This window comes from Methylobacter sp. (assembly GCF_023227905.1).
Lineage (GTDB): Bacteria > Pseudomonadota > Gammaproteobacteria > Methylococcales > Methylomonadaceae > Methylobacter_A.
On the sequence record NZ_JALOCF010000035.1, the window covers coordinates 21,710 to 42,327 of the forward strand.

19 protein-coding genes are annotated in these 20,618 nt (G+C 46.1%); 13 read left to right on the forward strand and 6 right to left on the reverse strand.

Going from position 1 to position 20,618, the window contains the following annotated elements:
• Positions 1 to 2: 2 nt before the first annotated feature.
• Positions 3 to 1,040, reverse strand: a complete 1,038-nt coding sequence (gene recA / locus M0R47_RS14030) for a recombinase RecA (protein WP_292555901.1) — start codon at positions 1,038 to 1,040, stop codon at positions 3 to 5.
• Between the two features lie 417 nt (positions 1,041 to 1,457).
• On the opposite strand from recA, the gene cyoE reads away from it, so the two are divergent.
• From cyoE to M0R47_RS14050, 4 genes are all read left to right on the forward strand, one after another.
• The gene (gene cyoE / locus M0R47_RS14035; RefSeq protein WP_292555903.1) at positions 1,458 to 2,345 is read left to right on the forward strand and encodes a heme o synthase; all 888 of its coding nucleotides are present in this window, start codon (positions 1,458 to 1,460) and stop codon (positions 2,343 to 2,345) included.
• Entirely contained in the window at positions 2,342 to 3,367 is a 1,026-nt protein-coding gene (locus tag M0R47_RS14040; RefSeq protein ID WP_292555905.1) for a glycosyl transferase family protein, read from the forward strand. Before cyoE ends, M0R47_RS14040 begins: the two co-directional genes overlap by 4 nt.
• 75 nt (positions 3,368 to 3,442) lie before the next feature.
• Positions 3,443 to 4,249, forward strand: coding sequence for a methyltransferase domain-containing protein (locus M0R47_RS14045; RefSeq protein ID WP_292555907.1), 807 nt, complete (start codon positions 3,443 to 3,445; stop codon positions 4,247 to 4,249).
• Positions 4,250 to 4,394: 145 nt separating this feature from the next.
• The gene (locus M0R47_RS14050) at positions 4,395 to 5,213 is read left to right on the forward strand and encodes an alpha/beta hydrolase (RefSeq protein ID WP_292555909.1); all 819 of its coding nucleotides are present in this window, start codon (positions 4,395 to 4,397) and stop codon (positions 5,211 to 5,213) included.
• On the opposite strand, the gene M0R47_RS14055 is transcribed toward M0R47_RS14050, so the two are convergent.
• Positions 5,185 to 5,796, reverse strand: coding sequence for a PilZ domain-containing protein (locus M0R47_RS14055; RefSeq protein ID WP_292555911.1), 612 nt, complete (start codon positions 5,794 to 5,796; stop codon positions 5,185 to 5,187). The genes M0R47_RS14050 and M0R47_RS14055 overlap by 29 nt on opposite strands.
• Positions 5,797 to 5,952: 156 nt before the next feature.
• Between M0R47_RS14055 and M0R47_RS14060 the strand changes: the two genes are divergently transcribed.
• The 4 genes from M0R47_RS14060 to M0R47_RS14075 all read left to right on the forward strand — a co-directional run bounded on the left by M0R47_RS14060 (position 5,953) and on the right by M0R47_RS14075 (position 9,810).
• On the forward strand, positions 5,953 to 6,549 hold the full coding sequence (locus tag M0R47_RS14060; RefSeq protein WP_292555913.1) for a hypothetical protein: 597 nt from the start codon (positions 5,953 to 5,955) through the stop codon (positions 6,547 to 6,549).
• A 98-nt stretch (positions 6,550 to 6,647) separates the two neighbouring features.
• On the forward strand, positions 6,648 to 7,070 hold the full coding sequence (locus tag M0R47_RS14065) for an FKBP-type peptidyl-prolyl cis-trans isomerase (RefSeq protein ID WP_366513224.1): 423 nt from the start codon (positions 6,648 to 6,650) through the stop codon (positions 7,068 to 7,070).
• Positions 7,071 to 7,246: 176 nt separating this feature from the next.
• Positions 7,247 to 9,541 carry a bifunctional 23S rRNA (guanine(2069)-N(7))-methyltransferase RlmK/23S rRNA (guanine(2445)-N(2))-methyltransferase RlmL gene (gene rlmKL, locus M0R47_RS14070; RefSeq protein ID WP_292555917.1) on the forward strand — a complete coding sequence of 765 codons (2,295 nt, stop codon included), beginning with the start codon at positions 7,247 to 7,249 and terminating at the stop codon, positions 9,539 to 9,541.
• The gene (locus M0R47_RS14075; RefSeq protein WP_292555949.1) at positions 9,541 to 9,810 is read left to right on the forward strand and encodes an acylphosphatase; all 270 of its coding nucleotides are present in this window, start codon (positions 9,541 to 9,543) and stop codon (positions 9,808 to 9,810) included. The genes rlmKL and M0R47_RS14075 overlap by 1 nt, the downstream gene beginning before the upstream one ends.
• A gap of 46 nt (positions 9,811 to 9,856) precedes the next feature.
• Here M0R47_RS14075 and M0R47_RS14080 read toward each other — a convergent pair whose 3' ends face one another.
• Together M0R47_RS14080 and msrP are read right to left on the reverse strand one after the other, a co-directional pair.
• The gene (locus tag M0R47_RS14080; protein ID WP_292555919.1) at positions 9,857 to 10,468 is read right to left on the reverse strand and encodes a protein-methionine-sulfoxide reductase heme-binding subunit MsrQ; all 612 of its coding nucleotides are present in this window, start codon (positions 10,466 to 10,468) and stop codon (positions 9,857 to 9,859) included.
• Positions 10,468 to 11,394: a protein-methionine-sulfoxide reductase catalytic subunit MsrP gene (gene msrP / locus M0R47_RS14085; protein WP_292555921.1), complete on the reverse strand. Its 927-nt coding sequence runs from the start codon at positions 11,392 to 11,394 to the stop codon at positions 10,468 to 10,470. Before msrP ends, M0R47_RS14080 begins: the two co-directional genes overlap by 1 nt.
• A gap of 314 nt (positions 11,395 to 11,708) precedes the next feature.
• On the opposite strand from msrP, the gene M0R47_RS14090 reads away from it, so the two are divergent.
• From M0R47_RS14090 to M0R47_RS14100, 3 genes are all read left to right on the forward strand, one after another.
• Positions 11,709 to 12,656 carry an NAD-dependent epimerase/dehydratase family protein gene (locus tag M0R47_RS14090; protein WP_292555923.1) on the forward strand — a complete coding sequence of 316 codons (948 nt, stop codon included), beginning with the start codon at positions 11,709 to 11,711 and terminating at the stop codon, positions 12,654 to 12,656.
• A gap of 12 nt (positions 12,657 to 12,668) precedes the next feature.
• Positions 12,669 to 13,892 (forward strand): aminotransferase class I/II-fold pyridoxal phosphate-dependent enzyme, encoded by a 1,224-nt coding sequence (locus M0R47_RS14095; RefSeq protein ID WP_292555925.1) that lies wholly within the window; start codon positions 12,669 to 12,671, stop codon positions 13,890 to 13,892.
• Between the two features lie 270 nt (positions 13,893 to 14,162).
• Complete coding sequence (locus M0R47_RS14100) at positions 14,163 to 14,837, forward strand: hemolysin III family protein (protein WP_292555927.1); 675 nt, start codon at positions 14,163 to 14,165, stop codon at positions 14,835 to 14,837.
• Positions 14,838 to 14,996: 159 nt separating this feature from the next.
• On the opposite strand, the gene M0R47_RS14105 is transcribed toward M0R47_RS14100, so the two are convergent.
• Positions 14,997 to 15,815 carry a methyltransferase domain-containing protein gene (locus M0R47_RS14105; protein WP_292555929.1) on the reverse strand — a complete coding sequence of 273 codons (819 nt, stop codon included), beginning with the start codon at positions 15,813 to 15,815 and terminating at the stop codon, positions 14,997 to 14,999.
• Between the two features lie 493 nt (positions 15,816 to 16,308).
• Between M0R47_RS14105 and M0R47_RS14110 the strand changes: the two genes are divergently transcribed.
• Positions 16,309 to 18,879 carry a sulfatase-like hydrolase/transferase gene (locus M0R47_RS14110; RefSeq protein ID WP_292555931.1) on the forward strand — a complete coding sequence of 857 codons (2,571 nt, stop codon included), beginning with the start codon at positions 16,309 to 16,311 and terminating at the stop codon, positions 18,877 to 18,879.
• Between the two features lie 119 nt (positions 18,880 to 18,998).
• Here the strand turns inward: M0R47_RS14110 and M0R47_RS14115 are convergent, their stop codons facing one another.
• Positions 18,999 to 19,571 (reverse strand): CAP domain-containing protein, encoded by a 573-nt coding sequence (locus M0R47_RS14115; protein ID WP_292555933.1) that lies wholly within the window; start codon positions 19,569 to 19,571, stop codon positions 18,999 to 19,001.
• Positions 19,572 to 19,981: 410 nt separating this feature from the next.
• On the opposite strand from M0R47_RS14115, the gene M0R47_RS14120 reads away from it, so the two are divergent.
• Positions 19,982 to 20,182, forward strand: a complete 201-nt coding sequence (locus M0R47_RS14120) for a CsbD family protein (RefSeq protein WP_292555935.1) — start codon at positions 19,982 to 19,984, stop codon at positions 20,180 to 20,182.
• Positions 20,183 to 20,618 lie beyond the last annotated feature (436 nt).

The following is a 20,618-nucleotide window of genomic DNA, read 5'->3' on the forward strand; positions in this document are numbered from 1 at the left end:
AACTACTCGTCCTCATCAACCCCAAGCGTTTCAATGAGAGGAACGACTTTTTTGCCGAAAGCCTCAGCCGTTATTGTTGCTTCAAGTTCCTTGGCTTTTTCAGGGTGGTCTTTCAAGAATGCCTTTGCATTATCCTTGCCCTGGCCGATCTTTTCATCGCCGTAGCTGTACCAGGAACCTGACTTCTGAATAAAACCGTAGTTCACGCCAAGATCAACCAACTCGCCCAGAAAAGAAATACCTTCTCCGTATAAAATCTCAAACTCGGCCTGTCTGAACGGCGGCGCAACCTTATTCTTGACGACTTTCACGCGGGTTTCATTGCCGATAACTTCTTCGCCCTTTTTAATGGAGCCGATACGACGAATATCCAGACGCACCGAGGCATAAAACTTAAGCGCATTACCGCCGGTGGTGGTTTCCGGACTACCGAACATGACGCCGATTTTCATCCTGATCTGGTTAATAAAAATAACCAGTGTATTGGAACGCTTGATATTGCCGGTCAATTTACGTAAAGCCTGCGACATCAAACGCGCCTGCAAGCCCATATGGGAGTCACCCATGTCACCTTCAATCTCCGCTTTAGGCGTTAACGCCGCCACCGAATCGACCACAACTACATCAACCGCACCGGAACGTACCAGCATGTCGGTAATTTCCAACGCCTGTTCGCCGGTATCCGGTTGGGAAACCAGCAAGTCATCGACATTAACGCCGATTTTTTCGGCATAACTCGGATCTAAAGCATGTTCCGCATCAACAAACGCCGCAGTGCCGCCAAGTTTTTGCATTTCAGCAATTACTTGCAGCGTCAAAGTCGTTTTACCGGATGATTCAGGACCATAGATTTCAACAACACGACCGCGAGGCAAACCGCCGCAGCCCAGCGCAATATCCAAGCCTAAAGAACCTGTAGATACCACATCGATGTCACGTGAAGCGGCAACATCGCCCATGCGCATGACAGAACCCTTGCCAAACTGCTTTTCTATCTGCATCAGCGCTGCGCCTAGCGCTTTCTTTTTATTCTCATCCATTATGTAGTCCTCTTTATGCCCTGCGGCTATGTCGGTTAAAAAGAAATATCGCCAAAATCAAATCATCTATTATCACATACAGACAGGGCTTCGGATAGTGTTGTTTTTCCGCAAAAACTCAAGCGCATCAACCATTACATCGCCAGAAATAAACCCCGGGCAAAAATTTGTCTTATTTTTAAGCCGCATAGCCGCACAATCGATTGCTCATAACCCACTCTTTATGAAAACCTGTAATAAAGCCGCCAAGCTGAACTATTTCAATAATCAATAGATCACTGTATTCTATATAGTAACTAATGTTATGCAATCATCGTTCCTAATGCTCAGATAGTGCTGAGCGGATCGTCTACAACGCCATTCCCACGGTTTCCATGGGAGCCGCACCCTAAACTAAAAGTTGGAATCTATTAAATAATGACTAGCGAATCCCTCCGCCCTTCCTGGAAAAGTTATCTTGAGTTATGCAAACCCAAAGTGGTTGCCCTGATCGTTTTTACGGCTATTGCGGGAATGTTGCTGTCCGTTCCGGGAATGCCGCCCATCGACCTGTTTATCTACAGCAGCTTGGGCATTGCGCTAGCCGCTGCCTCGGCCGCCGCGATTAACCATTATATCGATCGTGAAGCCGATGCGCTGATGGATCGCAATAAGCACCGCCCTTTACCTAAAGGCGAATTAAGCTCTGCTAACGTCATCACTTTTGCGGCGGTTTTAGGCGTTGTTTCGATGGCGTTACTGATCGTCATGGTTAATGCTCTAACCGCATTGCTGACCTTTTTGTCGGCGCTGGGTTACGCGATTATTTATACGGTCTATCTTAAGCGCATGACCCCGCAAAATATCGTTATTGCCGGCGCGTTCGGAGCCACACCGCCGATGCTGGGCTGGTGCGCGATGACCGGCGAACTGCATCCTTACTCACTGCTATTATTCTTGATTATTTTCGCGTGGACGCCGCCGCATTTCTGGCCATTGTCTATCGCCAAGCGCAAAGAATTCGCCAAAGTCGGCATACCGATGCTGCCGGTCACGCACGGCGTAGAATATACCCGGCTGCACATTCTGCTGTATTCCTTTCTGCTGTTCATTGTTACCTTGTTACCCTATCTGACCGGCATGAGCGGTTTAATTTATTTATCGGCCGTGGTGCCGTTAGGCCTCGGTTTTATTTACTTCGCCGTTTTGATGATGCGCAATAAAGACGATAAAACCGCGATGCGAACTTTCTTTTATTCGCTGATGTACTTGACCGTCCTGTTTACCGCCTTGTTAGTCGACCATTATTTTAAATTTACCTTATGACATTCACTCATCACGAACAAACACCGTACCCGGAACATCCGTTCGCGGAATACATCCGTATCCTGGGCAAGGGCAAAAAAGGTTCAAGGCCATTAACTCAGGATGAAGCCTACCGCGCGATGCACATGATCCTGACCGATCAAGTGCAGCCGATCCAGCTGGGCGCTTTCCTGATGTTGATGCGCGTCAAGGAAGAAACCCCGGAAGAATTGGCCGGTTTCGCACAAGCGGCGCGGGAGTCGTTTCATATTGCCGACAATACCGTAAAAGTCGACCTGGACTGGTCGTCTTACGCCGGAAAACGTCGACATTTGCCGTGGTTTTTGCTGTCGGCTTTGTTGTTGGCTGAAAACGGCATCACCGTTTTTATGCACGGCGCCAGCGGTCATACCTCAGGTAGGCTGTATACTGAAAACATGCTGGGTTATTTAGATCTTAAATGCGCAAACTCTATTGAAGAGGCCAAACAGCAACTTGAACAGCAGCATTTTAGTTATCTGTCGCTGGAGCATTTTTGCCCCAAACTGCATGACATTATCGAACTGCGCCCGATACTGGGCTTGCGTTCGCCGGTGCACACATTGGTGCGTTTGTTAAACCCGTTTAATGCGGAGTACAGCATTCAGGGTATTTTCCATCCCGGTTACCGTCCGGTGCATCAGCAAGCAGCGGCCCTATTAAACCAGCCGCATATGGCGGTATTAAAAGGCGAAGGCGGCGAAACCGAACGCAACCCCGATATGGAATGCCTGGTGCAAAGCGTGCACAACGGCGTATTATCCGACGAAAACTGGCCTGCTTTATTTGAACGCCGCCACGTCAAACCTGAGCTGCTTGAACCGGAGCAACTGGCGTTAATCTGGCAGGGAAAGGTGGAGGACGAGTTTGCCCAAGCTTCTATTATCGGCACGGCGGCGATTGCGCTTAACTTGTTGGGCAAGGCTGATACTCAGGAGCAGGCGCAGCAATTGGCGACGGATTATTGGTTAAGCAGAAACCCACAAAAATTTGCCGCCGCCTAACACCGAGCATTTGATATTTGAGCGTAAACAGCAGGCTGTCAGTAAAAAATAAACCATAATCAGGGAAATTAATAAATGACAGAGCAGAACGAAGCAGCTCAACAATTGCGCCAGATTACATCAACGTCTCCTTTACAAGCTGCGCGCAGTTGGGATCTATCAGTTTTTGATGCGCAACGATGGCTAAAAAACACCTTTGCCAAACCACGTGCCACGCGTTACCCCATCAAGATGCTGCGTTATTGGTTTATGTACAATTTGATTCGAGAAGAGCAGATTCGACTTGGCCGGCCATTGCGCGTATGTGAGATTGGCGTTGACCAAGGACAGATGCTGCGCTTTATGCGCGATGCTGGCTTTACCGATATTGCTTGCTGGATTGCAGTGGATTGTAAATTACAGCCGGAATTAGCCGAGTCTGGTTATACCAGACAGATTGAAGCCAATGTTGACTCCCCGGACTTTTGGCTGGACGAACAGTACGATGTGATCATCGTGCTTCATTTGCTTGAACATTTATTTGAACCGGAAATGTTGGTTCATCGGTTAACAACGGCACTAATGCCAGATGGCGTTGTGCTAGGCGGTTTTCCAGCGACGCCAGAATGGCTTGAATCGTATTGGCAGAAGCGAATTCGGCTTACCGCGTTGAAATTTGGTCACGTTAGCGTATTTTCACCGCAACGCGTAAGGAATATGGCGAAAACCTGCGGACTATATCTGAATTTTATTTCAGGTGCCTTTCTCCTTCGCAAAAGCGGATCATTCCTTGAGAATCTAAAAGGTTGGTTACGATTTAATTTGTTATGGGGTGCTTTTTTTCCTGCACTAAGCGGCGAGATCTACTGGAGTATGCGTAAATCAATCGCCATAAAGAATTAAATGGTTGCATGGGCAAGCTTAGGTTTGTTAAATGAACAAAATGTATTTGTCCCGTTTTTATTGGCGCACTTAACAGACGGCTCAATCGGGAGCACGGAATGAGAAGGCTGGTCAACACAATCAAAAATACACAGGCATTTAACCTTTGACTTCCAAAACGATGCTTTCAATACTGCTGACCTATTTGCTGTTCCTGCTGATCGTTTTTCTATTTCAGCAAAAACTGATCTATTTCCCCGACACCTATTCGCTTGCAGAACAACAGCAGTTGGCCGAGCAAGCCAACCTAAAACCCTGGCCGTCAACGGACGATTACCGGGGGTTGATTTCCAAAACATCCCAATCGATCAACAAAGGCACAGTCATCGTTTTTCACGGCAATGCTGGCTCGGCAACCGACCGGACTTATTATCTGGATGCTTTGGAAAGGCTGGGTTATCGGGTGATTCTGGCCGAATATCCGGGCTATGCGGCTAGAAGCGGTGCGCTATCGGAACAGACGTTGGTTGCCGATGGTATTCAAACCGCAAAACAGGCCTTGAACGATTTTGGCGAACCTATTTATCTGTGGGGCGAGTCGCTCGGTGGAGGCGTGGTCTCTGGCATTATAGAGAATGGGCAGGTTCCGGTTAAAGGCATCGTTCTGGTCACGCCGTTTACCAGCATGGTCGATGTTGCCCAACACCATTACTGGTATTTCTTCGCTAAATGGCTGATCCGCGATAAATTCGACAACGTCAGCAATCTGCAAAATTACCGAGGGAGCACTGCGATTCTGGTCGCGCAAAAAGATGAAATCATTCCCGCCAAATACAGCTTGAAGCTCTTTGAATCACTGCGTCATCCCAAGAAACTTTGGACATTTAAAGGTGCGGGCCATAACACCCTGCCACTGGCTGAGGGTCAGCCCTGGTGGCAGGAAGTTATGCAGTTTGTCAGCGGGCGAAGCGAGGTATCCCCTTAATCTCCGTTTTTTCCATATGTACATATTGAAGACCCATCAATGTACCGGCATTGGCGGGGTGCTCAACCCATACCACTTTAATCTCGCCATCCAGGCCCAGCCTTTCAAATTCAAACACGGTTATTTCACCGGGCTTGATGTCTATGAATTCGTCCAGCTTAACCATTAACCCGTCCACCGAAACGTTAACGGTAGTAAAATCGCGATATTCGCCATTCAGCAGGATTTTACCCGGCGCCACCATGTTTTTTCTGTACACTTTTCTCTTGTACAGCTGATTATCGACATCATAGGAAACATTCCTGAATTCCAGCGCAATCGCTATATGATCTTCATGCATATCAACCCTGACCACCTCGACTTCACCGGCCAGGCGCATTTCCGGAAGATATAAATCGATTAAAGTCGATGCTGACAGTATGTTAAAAATATCTTTGGCATTTTTACCATGCGACTTTAATTCTGCAAGCACGCCGGTTAATGACAGATCTTTAATGGTGATTTCTTGCTCTTCCTCCCCCATATAAATCAGACCTTTCGACATTAATTTTTTTCGATAGGGCCGGTTTAAATCTAAATTCATCTGACTTTCCTCTTTGATTATCCATTTATCTTAGTGTTCAAATACTGTATAAGATTACCGGCCCAAGTATAGTGCCTGTGTTATATTTTGCTCTTTTACTATTGCAATTAATTTTATCGACCACATTTTAGTAGTCCCAAACCACAACATCGCATTATGAGAAAGTATTTAATCCTGCTCATGCTAATGACCCTGACGGACTGCACCGCCCTCCCGCCGAAAAACAGTGAAAATATATGCTCTACCTTCAGGGAAAAAGATGACTGGTATGACGAGGCTAAAAACTCATTCAAGAAATGGGGCGTACCTATCTATATTCAAATGGCGATCATGCATCAGGAATCGCACTTTGTCGCCGACGCCGAGCCGCCGCGCCCTTGGCTGCTGGGGTTCATCCCCCTACCCCGGGAAAGCAGCGCTTACGGCTATGCCCAAGCCAAGGATGAGACTTGGGATGATTATCTGACCAAGGCCGGCGGCTGGGGAGCGGATCGCGATGAATTCGCCGACGCCACCGATTTTATCGGCTGGTACTGTAATGTCAGCCACAACCGGCTAGGCATATCGAAACTGGACGCCAAGAATTTATACCTTGCCTACCACGAAGGACATGGCGGCTATCAACACAAAAGCTATTTACAAAAAGCAGGGCTCGTACAGATTGCCAACAAAGTAGCCAAACGGGCAAAACTGTTTCAACGCCAATTAGGCGAGTGCCAAAGCGATTTAGAAAACAAAGGCTGGTTTTTTTGATAAACTACCGGTTCTACGTTAACAATAAAGGATAAGTCGTGAGAAATATTCAAACTAAAGTTCTTTTAATCGTCACCGCTCTACTTATAGGATTTACTATGTTCTCAATGGCCAACGCCACCACCCCTGAAGAAAATAAAGCCGCAGGTACAGCCTTCCTTGCTGAAAACGCTAAAAAACCCAATATCATCACCACTGCCAGCGGCTTGCAATACGAAGTTTTAACTCCAGGAACCGGTACTGTCTCTCCTAAAGCCACAGATAACGTGACTGTGCATTACAAAGGCACAACCATTGACGGTACAGAGTTCGACAGTTCTTACAGCCGAGGCGAGCCCGCTACATTCCCGTTGAACAGAGTCATCGCCGGCTGGACCGAAGGCGTTCAACTGATGAAAGAAGGCGCCAAATACCGCTTTTTCATTCCATCAGAACTCGCGTATGGCGAACAAGGCGCAGGCCGTGCAATCGGCCCGAATGCCGCATTGATCTTTGATGTCGAGCTGATCAAGATTCAGTAGGAAAGCAGACTAAAGGCGCAAGGCGAAGGGCAAAAAACCGTTGCTTTGCGTTTTCTGCTTAGCCTTAACAGTACCCGCTCATCCGTCAAAGCCAGCTTGGATTTCCAGCGCTAAAGGAGTCCAAAGCTGGCTTTGGACATTTTGCCCTTAGCCTTTTGCCTTTTGCCTAAGCTCTTATGCCCACCTATCAACTATTTGCTACTACTCCCAAAGCGATGGAAACCATCCTGACCGATGAACTCCAGGCGCTCGGTGTAAAAAACATCAAAGCCACTATGGCTGGAGTGGCTTTTCAGGGCGATTTGGCAACGGCATATCGAGCCTGTCTGTGGTCGAGAACCGCAAACCGGATTTTACTGGTGCTGAGCTCTTTTGAAGTAAAATCCCAGGACGATCTTTATAAGGGCGTACAAAAAATCAACTGGTTCGAGCATATCAATCCTGACGACAGCTTTGCCGTGTCGTTCAGCGCGAAAAACTCGGCGGCGATTAACAATACCCATTTTGGCGCGTTAAAAGTCAAGGATGCCATCGTCGACCAGATGCGGGCAAAGTTTCAAAAACGCCCCAATATCGATACCGAACAGCCCAATATCCGCATCAATGTTTATTTGAACGGCGAAAATGCCCAGCTCAGCCTCGACCTTTCCGGCGAAAGCCTGCACCGGCGCGGTTATCGGGATGTCAGCATCAAAGCCCCGATGAAAGAAAATCTGGCGGCAGCAATGTTGCTGCGCAGCGGCTGGCCCCAAATCGCCAAGCAACAAGGCTCATTAATAGACCCGATGTGCGGTTCAGGCACTTTATTATTAGAAGGCGCAATGATTGCCGCCGATTATGCGCCGGGCTTATTACGCGATTATTTCGGCTTTACCGGCTGGAAAAAACACGATGCCGAATGCTGGAAAGCATTACGCGCGGAAGCCGAGCAACGCAAGAAAATCGGCCTGGAAAAACTGCCGGTTATCGTTGGTTTCGATCAAAATCGCCATACCGTCAACACAGCTTTAGCCCATATCGCCAATGCCGGCCTGCAAAATAAAATCCATGTCGAGCGCCGCGATATTGAAGACGCGGAACCCGCAGAAAGCTGGAAGCCCGGCCTGTTGATCTGCAACCCGCCTTACGGCGAACGCTTGGGCGATGAGCAGGAAACGGCCGAGTTGTACAAAAAGTTCGGAGAAACGCTCAAGGCGCACTTTATCGGCTGGAAGGCTGCAATGATTATCAGCAACCCGGAGCTAGGCTTTCGTTTGGGCATACGCTCGCAGAAACCGATCACCCTGTTTAACGGCGCACTGGAATGCAAGCTGTTACGAATGGATATTGAGGAAAACAATTTCTTCATCTCGAAAGCCAAAACGCAGGAAGAGCGTATTGCCCAAGTCACTGAGATCAGCAAGGCGCAGGAACAACGGATCGCCAAGGCAACCGCCACGACACCGCAGCCCGAAACGACCGGCGCCGAGTCAGTCGGGGCGGAAATGTTAGCCTACAAGGATGTAGGCGAGGGGCGTGAGCTGGGCGCGGAAATGTTCGCCAACCGGCTCAAAAAGAACCTGAAAAAACTGTCCAGCTGGGCCAAGCAAAACCGCATCACTTGCTATCGCGCCTATGACGCCGATTTGCCGGAATACGCGGTCGCCGTTGATATTTACCAAGCGGAGCAAACTTGGGTCGTGGTACAGGAATACGAACCACCCAAAAGCATCGATCAACACAAAGCCGATCAGCGGCTGGCCGGGTTATTGGCCGAAATACCGCGCGTACTCGGCATCAGTCGCGACCAGGTTTTCCTGAAAATACGTCGCAAGCAAAAAAGCACCGACCAGTACGAAAAACACGGCGATCAGGGGCGCTTTCATATCATCGAAGAAGGCGACTGCAAGTTATTGGTCAACTTTGAAGATTATCTGGACACCGGCTTGTTTCTTGACCATCGACCGATCCGGATGCTGATTCAAAAGCAGGCAAAAGATAAGCGCTTTTTAAACCTGTTTGCCTACACCGGCAGCGCGACGGTGCACGCGGCAGTGGGCGGGGCCAAGTCGACAACGACAGTCGACATGTCCAATACCTATATCAATTGGGCAAAAAAGAATATGGCATTGAACGCCAATGAAGGGACGCATGAGTTTATACAAGCCGACTGCCTGGAATGGCTAGCCACTGAAGCGCAACTGGCTAACAGGCACTACGATTTGATTTTTCTTGATCCGCCGACTTTTTCCAATTCGAAACGGATGGACGAGGTATTCGATATACAAAACGACCATGTGCAGCTGATCAATAATGCGGTTTCCTTGCTGTCGCCCGGAGGCGTCCTATACTTTTCCACTAATTTCAGGCGTTTTAAGATCGACAAGCAAGCCTTATCCAATTTAACTATAGAAGACATCAGCGCGGCAACGATTCCGGAAGATTTTGCCCGCAACCCAAAAATCCATTATTGCTGGAGAATTCAAGAATGATGCGTAAAGTTAAAATCCTGGTTTCAGGCCGAGTTCAAGGCGTTTACTTTCGACTTTTTACCCAAAATAAGGCCAAACACTTTAACATCAAAGGCAGCGCCACAAACCTCCCTGACGGCCGGGTTGAAATTATCGCCGAGTCTGACAACATGACTATTGAAAAATTCATCAAATGGTGTCACAAAGGCCCTATCACCGCCCGGGTCGATCATGTGGAAATCACCGAACTTCAACATGATGAAGCGTTAACGTCGTTTGAAATAAAGTAAAAGGCTAAAGGCTAAAGGCTAAAGGCTAAAGGCTAAAGGCTAAAGGCTAAAGGCTAAAAAGTTTAGCGGCTTTCCGGAAATAAACAACAATACGTACTGCCAATAAAATACTGACCACCCCTGCATAAATCAACGGCTCGGTATAATCCTTTTTTACCAGCCAAAAGTAATGCACCACAGCCGTCAGCCCCGCCACATAGACTAAGCGGTGCAGCTTTAACCAGCTTCGCCCCAACCATTTCTGCATCTTTTTTGTTGAAGTTACAGCCAGGGGAATTAACAGCAAATACGTCAGCAAGCCCATCAGTATATAAGGGCTTTTAGGCACCTCGTCTTTAAACGCCTCCCAGGATAACGACAAATCAAGAACGATAAAAACCAGCAAATGCAGGCTGGCGTAAAAAAAAGCATACAAGCCCATCATGCGCTTAAAGCGCAACAGCATGTTTTGTCCGGTTATGATTTTAATCGGCGTCAGCGCCAAGGTTATGCACAAAAAACGCATAGCCCAGTCGCCAAAACCGAAATGCAGCGCTTCTATTGGGTTAGCGCCAAGCCGGTCGTTGACGGCAGCATTGGTCAGCAACAAAAAAGGCAGTAAGCTCAATAAAAAAACAATAACTTTTATGGCCGGCCAGCCTTTTTTGCCGAGTGCCATCAAAAATACTTGGTTAAATCCATACCGGAATAAAGGGCTGCAACTTCCTCGCCATAACCGTTAAACTTTTCAGTATTACGTTTTGCGGTAAAAATACTGCCCCCCAGCACCCGCTCACGGCTTTGACTCCATCGGGGATGAGGCACTTCAGGGTTAACATTGGCATAAAAGCCGTATTCACGAGGAGCGACTTTATGCCATGCGGTTTCCGGCATGTTTTCTCTAAAACGTATTTTGACTATCGCTTTGATACTCTTGAAGCCGTATTTCCACGGTACAATCAAGCGTAACGGAGCGCCATTTTGATTGGGCAGCTCATCACCATACATCCCGGTGACCATCATTGTCAGCGGATGCATGGCTTCATCCATGCGCAAAGCTTCCACATAAGGCCAGTCTAAAACGCTGGAACGCTGACCGACCATGACTTCCGGGTTATAAAGCGTGGTAAATTCAACAAATTTTGCTTTTGAGGTCGGCTTAAACCGCTTCAGCATATCGCCTAACGGAAACCCAAGCCACGGCACCACCATAGACCAGGCTTCCACGCAGCGGAACCGATAAATGCGCTCCTGCACAGGATTGTCTTTTAAAATATCTTCCAGATCGTAAACGCCTGGCTTTTCCGCCTCGCCTACCACTTCTACACTCCAAGGCTTGGTTTTTAAGGCCTTGGCTAAAATAGTGGAATCATGTTTATTCGTGGAAAACTCATAGTAATTGGTATAGTTGATAACATCGGTACGATCACTGACTTGCAAGTTTGCTGAATAAGAATCGACAGGCGTCTGAGCATGTGCAGAACCCGGCAACATCACCCCCGCCGAAAGCATGGTGACCGCTTTAATGAACTCTCTTCGGGATTCAAAAACCGCCCGGTCGGTGATTTCGCCGCTTAAGATGTTAGATTTGGTTTTAATTAACATACTTAACTCCTTTGTACCCGACATTTTGTCCTAAGGAATTCAGATAATACATCAAACCTTTTTAACATCAATAATATTAACAAGCGGAAAATCGATTTTAATCAATACCCTTTAAAAAGTAGTTATCGCTATAAATCAGCCACCGTTTTAAACTGCCGGAAAAGCCTTGTTTCCGGGATAACCTTGTCTTTTTTGCTTTCATCTCCGCTTTCTTGCAGTAACATATCCTATAAGAGCCGGCTTGCCTGGTTCTATTGCATTTCATTTTTAAAGCCCAATCCGAGCATTAGTCGGCAAAAACAGCGAAGGCACAAATGAAAAAAATATTGGTGACAGGTGCAACCGGGCAAATCGGCTCGGAGTTAATCATGACCTTGCGCAATAGATATGGCGCCGGAAATGTGCTTGCTGCCGATATAAAACCAGCCTTGAACGATGAACTAACGCAACCAGGGCCATATTACCGCCTGGATGTGCGCGATCTATCGACACTCAAGCAAATCGTGACAGCCAACAACATTGACACGATTTTTCATCTTGCCTCACTGCTTTCCGCTGTTGCGGAACAAAAACCTCAGCAGGCCTGGGATGTCAACATGAACGGTTTAATGAATGTACTGGAAATTTGCAGAGAATACCGATGCGCACTGTTCTTTCCCAGTTCCATCGCTGCGTTCGGCACTGAAACGCCCTCTATGGATACGCCGCAGGACACTATCCAAAGGCCAACGACTATTTACGGCATTACCAAGGTTTCAGGAGAACTGCTTTGCGATTATTATTTTCATCGCTTTGGCGTCGATGCCCGCGGTTTAAGATATCCGGGATTAATTTCCAGCAAAACCCTGCCTGGCGGAGGCACTACCGATTATGCGGTGGATATTTTCTATGCGGCGATTAAATCGCAACATTACGCGTGTTTCCTCCGGGCCGACACGCAGCTGGATATGATGTATATGCCTGACGCTCTTGATGCCGCCATTACGCTAATGACAGCGGATAGTACGCAGCTAAAACACAGAAACGCGTTTAATGTGACCGCGATGAGTTTTACACCACAGCAGTTAGCCGCGGAAATACAAAAACACATTCCTGAATTCACCATTACTTATAGCGTCGATCCGTTACGGCAGGCGATTGCCGACTCTTGGCCCCGACACATGAACGATAGCGCAGCCAGAACCGAGTGGGGCTGGCAAGCTCAATTTGACTTGCCGGCAATGGTCAAGGATATGCTGTTGAATATGCGCTTACTTAACTAACCGGAGGTGTTTATGTCACTGACAAAATTAGAAGCACTGTTCGCCGATAAACTAACCGAATTACAGCAACAAGGCCTATCCAAAGGTCATGAAAAAATCATTACCGGCATGAGAAGCGCCGCTAATGGTTTCGGCCCCCGCTATTTTCTTGAAGGGTTCGGGAATAGAGCGTTCTTGCGCATGAACTCCAACTCTTACCTCGGGCTTGCCACGCATCCGCAGGTGATCAAAGCCGAAGCTGACGCCGCTGAAAAATTCGGCACCGGTCCCGGAGCGGTTCGTTTTATCAGCGGCACTTATCAGCCGCATGTTGAACTGGAACAAAAGCTTGCCGCATTTCATGGCCGCGAATCGGCCATGCTGTTCAGTTCCGCTTATACGACCATGACCGGCGTCTTGCCCCAGTTTATTTCCGACGATACCTTAGTCGTCAGCGATGCGCTGAACCATAATTGCATTATCAATGCGATACGCTTATCCCATCCCGCTAGCAAAGAAATTTATGCCCATGCAGACATTAATGCCCTGGACAAAATCCTTGAAGCGTACAAAGGCCGGGTCAAGCGGGTTTGTCTGGTTACCGACGGGATTTTCAGTATGCGCGGCAATTATGCCCACCTCAATAAATTAAACGCCTGTTGCAAACGGCATGAAGATGCGTACGAAGAAGGGATTATTACCATTGTCGACGACTCTCACGGCGTCGGCGCCTTTGGCCGGACCGGCCGGGGTACAGAGGAATATAGCCAAGGCCGGGCTGATGTATTAATTGCTACGCTCGGCAAAGCCTTTGGCGTGAATGGCGGCTATGTCGTTGCCGATTCGGCGGTGGTCGCTTATTTACGGGAAACCTCGCCGTTTTATATTTATTCAAATCCGATTACACCGGCTGAAGCAAGTGCGGCAAGCGCTGCATTAGACATAGTAAATAGCGATGAAGGCTTGAATTTATTGGAAAAACTGCGGGTATATAGCGCTTATCTTAGAGTGGGACTTAAAGAATTCGGGTTTAAAACCTTGCAGGGAGAACACCCCATCGTACCCATCATGACCAGAAACACAGAAAAAACAAGCGCGTTGGTCGCGCATTTATTAGACAACAATATTCTGGTTACCGGCCTGAATTATCCGGTTGTCCCTCAAGGCGACCAGGAAATCAGGTTGCAGGTTTCGGCAGAGCATACCAAAAAGGATTTGGATTATTTGCTGGCAAAACTGGCTGAGTTTGAGCAATAGTCTTGACTCCTCAGCCTATCTGCTCATCCGTGGCCAGATCAAGTCCATAGCACGGGATGGCTTTGAGCTGCTGGTAAGGCGTGTTGCGGAACTGCCTGACGGTCTTAGATAATAGTCGCCTGCAACATATACGGTTTATAGGCATTGGCAAGAGCAGTTGCTGGCTGGCGACCATCCCGTGCCCTTTTCAAGCCTCATGAGCTTGCAAACTTGCCATACCTCAGAATATTATTTTTTTGATTGCTAAAAAAGTAAGTTGGAGGCATTTCTATGTCAGGTATTTATCCCATACTGGGTTTTACCCATCCTTTGAGTTCAATAATTCACCTTTTAGGCGCAGTATTCTTTACTTATCAGGCTAAACACATGCTTCGCCGGGTAAAGGGATCAAGCATCCGCACCATCTCATTGGCTGTATTTTCCGGCTCTTGTATTTTCTTATTGCTGGTCAGTGGGGTTTATCATTTATTGGCGACAACCGGAGTCGCACATACGGTTTTTCAACGGCTAGACCATGCGGCAATTTTCCTTGTCATTGCGGGCACCTTTACGCCAATAAACTGTATCCTTTTTACCGGCTTATTACGATGGGGGTTTCTCGTTACCGTTTGGGTTCTGGCTATCAGCGGGCTTATCGTAAAAACAATATTTTTTACAACAATTCCGGAATGGTTAGGTCTGTCTTTCTACCTGGGCCTTGGATGGATGGGGCTGTTCATGGGCTTTCATCTTTGGCGAGATTACGGTTTTGCGTTTATCCAGCCGTTGGTACTGGGCGGCATTTTCTACACAGTAGGGGCAATTATTGAATATCACCAGAAATTGACAATAGTTCCCGGCATAATCGGCCCCCATGAGATTTTGCACATAGCCGTGCTTTTGGGAATAGGGTTTCAGTGGTGGTTTATTGTCAAGGCACTGGAACAAACTCCAAGTTTTGATTAATACGCATCAATCATGGAACTCTAGCGGCGCGGCGGGACGCTCCCCACCGCGCCCTGCCCTGTTAACTATATTGGGTGAAGCGGCAACAAAAGGACAGTAATTAGGTGTTCAGTGGAGAACAAAAGTAGATAACCTCAAACAACGCGAACTTAAAGACTATCAAAACTTTTCGGCAACCGCATAAAGCACGTTTGCCTGCACCTCTTGTATCTGGGCATTTGAAATGAACGAATGATTCGCTAGCCGGACATACTCGACCAGTTCCGGTTCCATTTGCTCGATAGTACCTCGATAACCCGAACCGAGAAGCGTCGTCCACCAGTCTTCCGACGATGCTATCGGATGAGTCCCTTGCTCAGCCACAATCAATGGCTCGGGCACCCCAGCTTCAATAAATATGGCGCTGAGGGTGGATGGTTCGGATATTCGATCCCAAGGGTTGAAGCCCTTGTATAGTTCGGGTTTAACATCGCGCACCGCATTCCAGAACACCGAGTTGGCCGGTTCAAAAAAATCCGGTCCCCATGTGGTAATCGCAAGTTTTCCGCCCGGACGCAACACGCGCCACAGCTCACGGATAGCTGCCGGAATATCGGGTACGAAAAATATTCCGAACACGCAAACCACCGCATCGAAGCTGGCATCCGCAAAGCCGGTATCGAGCATATCGCCAAGCCGAAACTCAACATTATCCAGGTTTTGGCTTGTCGCTTTGGCGCCGGCAAGGCCAAGCAATTTTTCTGCAACATCGATTCCAATAACCTGACCGGTGGGTCCAACCTGCTCAGCAGCGGGCAATGCAGATGCCCCGCTGCCGCAGCATACATCAAGTACCGATGCGCCGGGTTTCAGATCAAGACGGTTAATAGTGTTGCGACCGAACCGGTCCCAAAAGGTATTGGCCGGATGGTCGAATAAGTCGGAAGCGGCATTATAAGCCGCGGCTGCTTTGGTCTTAGCTTCATTCAAATCGGTCATAATTTTCTCTGTTGCTTAAAAATCCGGCATCAATCGTTTCATAAAAATCCTGGTTTGTCTCATGTTTTTTCATGAATTAATCAAGTGATTGTTTTATTAGGCCAAGCTAAAGATATGAACCGCATTCTACGGCCTTGGTTTGGCTTGGGTCAGTATGTGTGCGTATTGCCCACCCGTATCATCTTTTATACAGTCTATCCACGGCTTGAACTCATTGAGTTGTCGCGGGTTCATTTTGGTTATTCATTAACGATAATTCAGTTCGGCGCAGGCTCATAACTGGCAGTGGTTCATTGGACACATTCGCAATCGGAAGAGTAGTTAATGTGGCGGATAGACACTGTGCCCATAAAAACTCATCATTCGCATTCCTTAAATTTTGCGATAAGCCAGTCAGAATTGCACTCTAACGAAATTAACGCAATATATCTTTCACTTTTTAGAAAGGCAGAGTCATAGCGCTACTCACTGCATAATTACTTAGGCAAACAGTATGACAATAAATCCTCAGAAGCTTTTCAAGAAGAGGAGCCAGTCCATCTTAAGCAATAAGGAATTTAACTTTCACAATACTTACATAAGTTTTTTTGATTCATTAAATAATCAATATAAAAATAGAATATACGTAAAATTATCTATTATTTTATTGTTATCGGTTTCAGGGTTTATTCTATTTTTTAAAAAAGCACCCTTATTAGATTATCGTATGCAGCTGATACTTGAAAAAGTTATCGGCATTATTGTAATCAGGCAAAGCGAATATCTTTTTTTTATTGGATCGCTTATTATTTCGCTATTGCTTCTAAGCAATAAGAAATGGATCTTAGCAAATATTACCATTAGTACAGGGTGTGTCTGGGTGGCTTTTCATGATTCCATAACAACTTGGCTTTATTCGCTCGGTATTGATTCCTTTAGTGAGGCGCATAATTTCGATTGGGATGAAGCATTATTCTACATTAAAACAATGCAGAATATAATACATCCAAATCTTACCTATAAGCACTTCATTCTTTTTATTGTATATATTGTCATTGGAATAACTATTTTTTGGCTATTAACATTTATAAGAAACCGCTATGGGTTTTCAAAGCATAGATTCCCGTATATTACTTTTTTTGTTGGGTTTCTGTTTATTACTGCGTCGTTAAATCTTGTTTTTAAAACAACAATAAAAAAGTTCAATGATAGCGTTAACACATTCAACATCACTGCCGCTAATTTTCAGAACCTGCCCCCAGCACTCAACTTTAGCAATAATGGAATAAAAGTTGTTGTTTACATCGGAGAGTCAACATCCGCAATGAATATGGGATTATATGGTTATCCTAGGCAGACAACCCCCCATCTTGATAATTTACTTAACAATGACAATAATTTCCTGCTGTTCAAAAATGTTTTTTCAACTCACACCCATACTTCACAGTCGCTGCTTGAAGCGCTAAGTGTTAATGCCAATAACGATAAGGAATTGCGTACAATCTATTCCCAGAAACGCATTTCCCTGATTGATATTCTTAGTAGCGGAAAAATCGCTACGTTTCTGTATAGCAATCAAGGCACGTCTGGCACTTGGAACCTCGCGTCATCAATTATCTTTAAAAAAGCCTATAAAAAATTCAGTACAAACTCTGCAATTGCCGGAAGTGCGGACGACCTGATAAAAAAGCCAAGCGATGATGTGTTTTTCGAGCAAAACCTGGAACCCAGTCTCCAGTCATTACCGGCCAATGAAAGTGCCGTAGTGTTCTTACACTCCTACGCCGGTCATGGAAAATATTTAGACAACATTCCGGAAAGCTTTAGGCATCCGGTAGATTCCTCTATGAGTTTACAGCCAACTAGCGCAATCCTTGGTTCAAATATTGATGTAGCGGAAAGTGTTGACGCCTATGACTCGGCAATTAGATATGTAGATTTTAGTGTTTCAAAAACCATTGAGCAAATTAAAACATATAAACAGCCTATCGTATTTTTATATTTCTCTGATCACGGAGATTCCGCTTACACCGGCAGAGCGCACGATTCGTCAAGGTTCATTCATGAAATGGCAAGAGTTCCATTTATCATGTATTTTAATGGCGCTGCACGAGAAACATATCCGCAGCTATTTGAAAAGTATAAGTCCATTTCAAGAGAAAATAATATTTCCACCCTTGCCCAATTACCATCGACGATTATCGACATACTTGGTGGCAATATTAATAACTCATCACTAAATTTATTAAATACTCTTGGTACTTCTAATGATGAAGGTATTCAGCCTGTGATTATCAGGGAAACTTCTTTAGGCCTGACCTATATAGATTTAAATAAAACTAATCCGAAGAACGATAAAACCAAATACATCAACGTTAACGATAACGCAACAGATATTTTCGTCGCATCATTTAGCAATAAAAATAAATCAACAAAAGTTTGTTACGATAATGCCGATACTCTTGGTAAAGCTTTGCGTGGCACATTAATTACTGATTGCCTTGAGCTGAATATTTCTGTTGATAACAGTGAGCATCAACCTGAAGACCCGCTAATAGGCGCAAAAATAGGAGACATTATCGCTATTACCGAGAAAAATAACTTGGCTATTTGGATCGACTCAAAAAGCATAGATAACCCCAATAAATGCGCCGAATTAGCTGATATTTTTATCAAATCGAATTTAACCAATAAAAATATATTAATTGATCTTCCTGAAAATATAGACCTAAAGAGCCCCGACTGGCTGGAATGCGCGCATTCAATTAATCAACTCGGGTTTCACGCATCGTACAATGTGCCATCCCATAAACTTATGGCCTGTGCCCAAGCCATAAAATCTGGCTCAACAGCTGACGGTAGTTGTCAATCATTAGAAAATGACCTGCAAGATGCTGAAGTTAGCGGGTTATTTACCGATTTTTCTTTTGATTACGATGGCATTACCGCCATGGAAAAGAGTTCTGTAGCGAATAAATTAAGCTGGAATACAAGGAACGTGGAAGCCAACATGTTTAGCCAAATTAAACCGGAGCGATTCGGAAGGGTAGCCCTCAATAACAATGATCCCAATAGTCTTAATTGAAGTATTAGGTCGTAGGACTGCTTGAGGATGCCCTGCGTTCTTTCATTCAAAACCTTGTCTCGTTGCTTCCAAAAATGCAAGCTATCAAGCCCTTGCATTTAGAGGCTCCAGCGATAAAGTTAAAATAAATCCTCGGTGACATAAATTTCGTGTCCTGAAATAACGACCCCAATGCCTTGTTGGGCGTAATTCAGCGACAGGATGTTTTTTCGATGCGGCGGACTGTCCATCCAACCCTGCACGGTCGATTGAACGATTTCTTCCGGGGTATTCCAGAGGTATTCTTTTTTTACTGCGACACCGTTTTCCTTAATCGTAACAACCTTATCGTACAGATTATTCATAAATATATTTTCACCTGGACCCACGGCCCAGGTATTAACGTCGCGCTGTTTCTTCTTGTTCCATCCCAGTTTTTTAGCTCGCTCGACGGGGCCTTCCCCCTGCAAATTCATGTGACTGAAAAAACGATAGTGCGCCATGTCGGCGCTATGCTGACGGGCAATGGTACCGAGCTGCTCATCCCTATCCAATTGGGGCAATCCGTAATTTTGCCGCACCCGGTTTACCTGTTGATGAATTCGACGCTCAAGTTCAGCGGCGGTTACTTTCGGCTGCGCGCCAGCACCGGCCGCTAAGGGATAACAAGCAAAGCCGACGCAAAAAATGAGCATGAATAAAGTTCGTTTCATAATCTTGATACAAAAAACCGGTAAAAATAAATAAAAACGTGGAGGTGAATTTAATGTTCGGGAAAAGCAAAAAACGCCATATCTTACATGATCAAGTTTATTTTGAAGAAATATACCATGCAAAACCTGGAAGCATTTTGCTCACAGCGTACCTATTGCACCCTGGATTGCCGGCGCTGGATAATGTGCAGAAGGGGTAAGACTGCAAGGAAATCCATCACAACCATTAAATCCGTGTCGCTCTACCCATCTATCCTACTGCTGCCTATGTGTGGCATCGTACAGACCGCTTCCGATATTGAGGTTACATTACTGCTAAGTTTACGGAAAGCCTATGTTGAGGCTCATCTCTAAACTGGGTTCCCGGCAACGGGAGGTTTTATTCTTTACACCGCGTAAGGAGAATAGTCATGGCTTGGGATCAAATAGAAGGCAATTGGAAACAATTTAAAGGTAAGATAAAAGAAACTTGGGGCGATCTGACTGATGACGAAATTGATCAAATCGCAGGCAAGCGGGATGTGCTGCTGGGCAAACTCCAGGAACGCTATGGAATGGAAAAAGACGAAGCGGATCGACGGCTCAGAGATTTTGAAGATCGAATTCATTGACCGTTGAGTATGCTTAATAAGACAAAAAGAGAGATCGACCTTCAGGGATGAACCGCTTATTGTCAATGGTAATGCTGATACATATTCAGCGTCGGTATTCGAAAAAAGCAAAAAATGTCAGGTCTTGCATAATCAGTTTATGTTTAGGATTGTCAATGCAAGACCTGGAACTTTTTGCTAATGATGTAATACGGCTAACGCCTGCCTCACTCCACGGATTGAGCCTTACTCTATAAGGTATCATCAAGATACCGAGTTAAATACGGCGAATGCATCGAGTCGGGAACCGGAACGTCCCAAACGTTCAGGATTGGTGAGAGTCCTCACCGCACCCTACGGCCCTGTGAATAACGGCCATCAAAAACAACCTTTAACCGCAATACATAATAAACCGCTGTTGGTTCGGCTATTTCCGGCGCATACTGGACCTTGATAC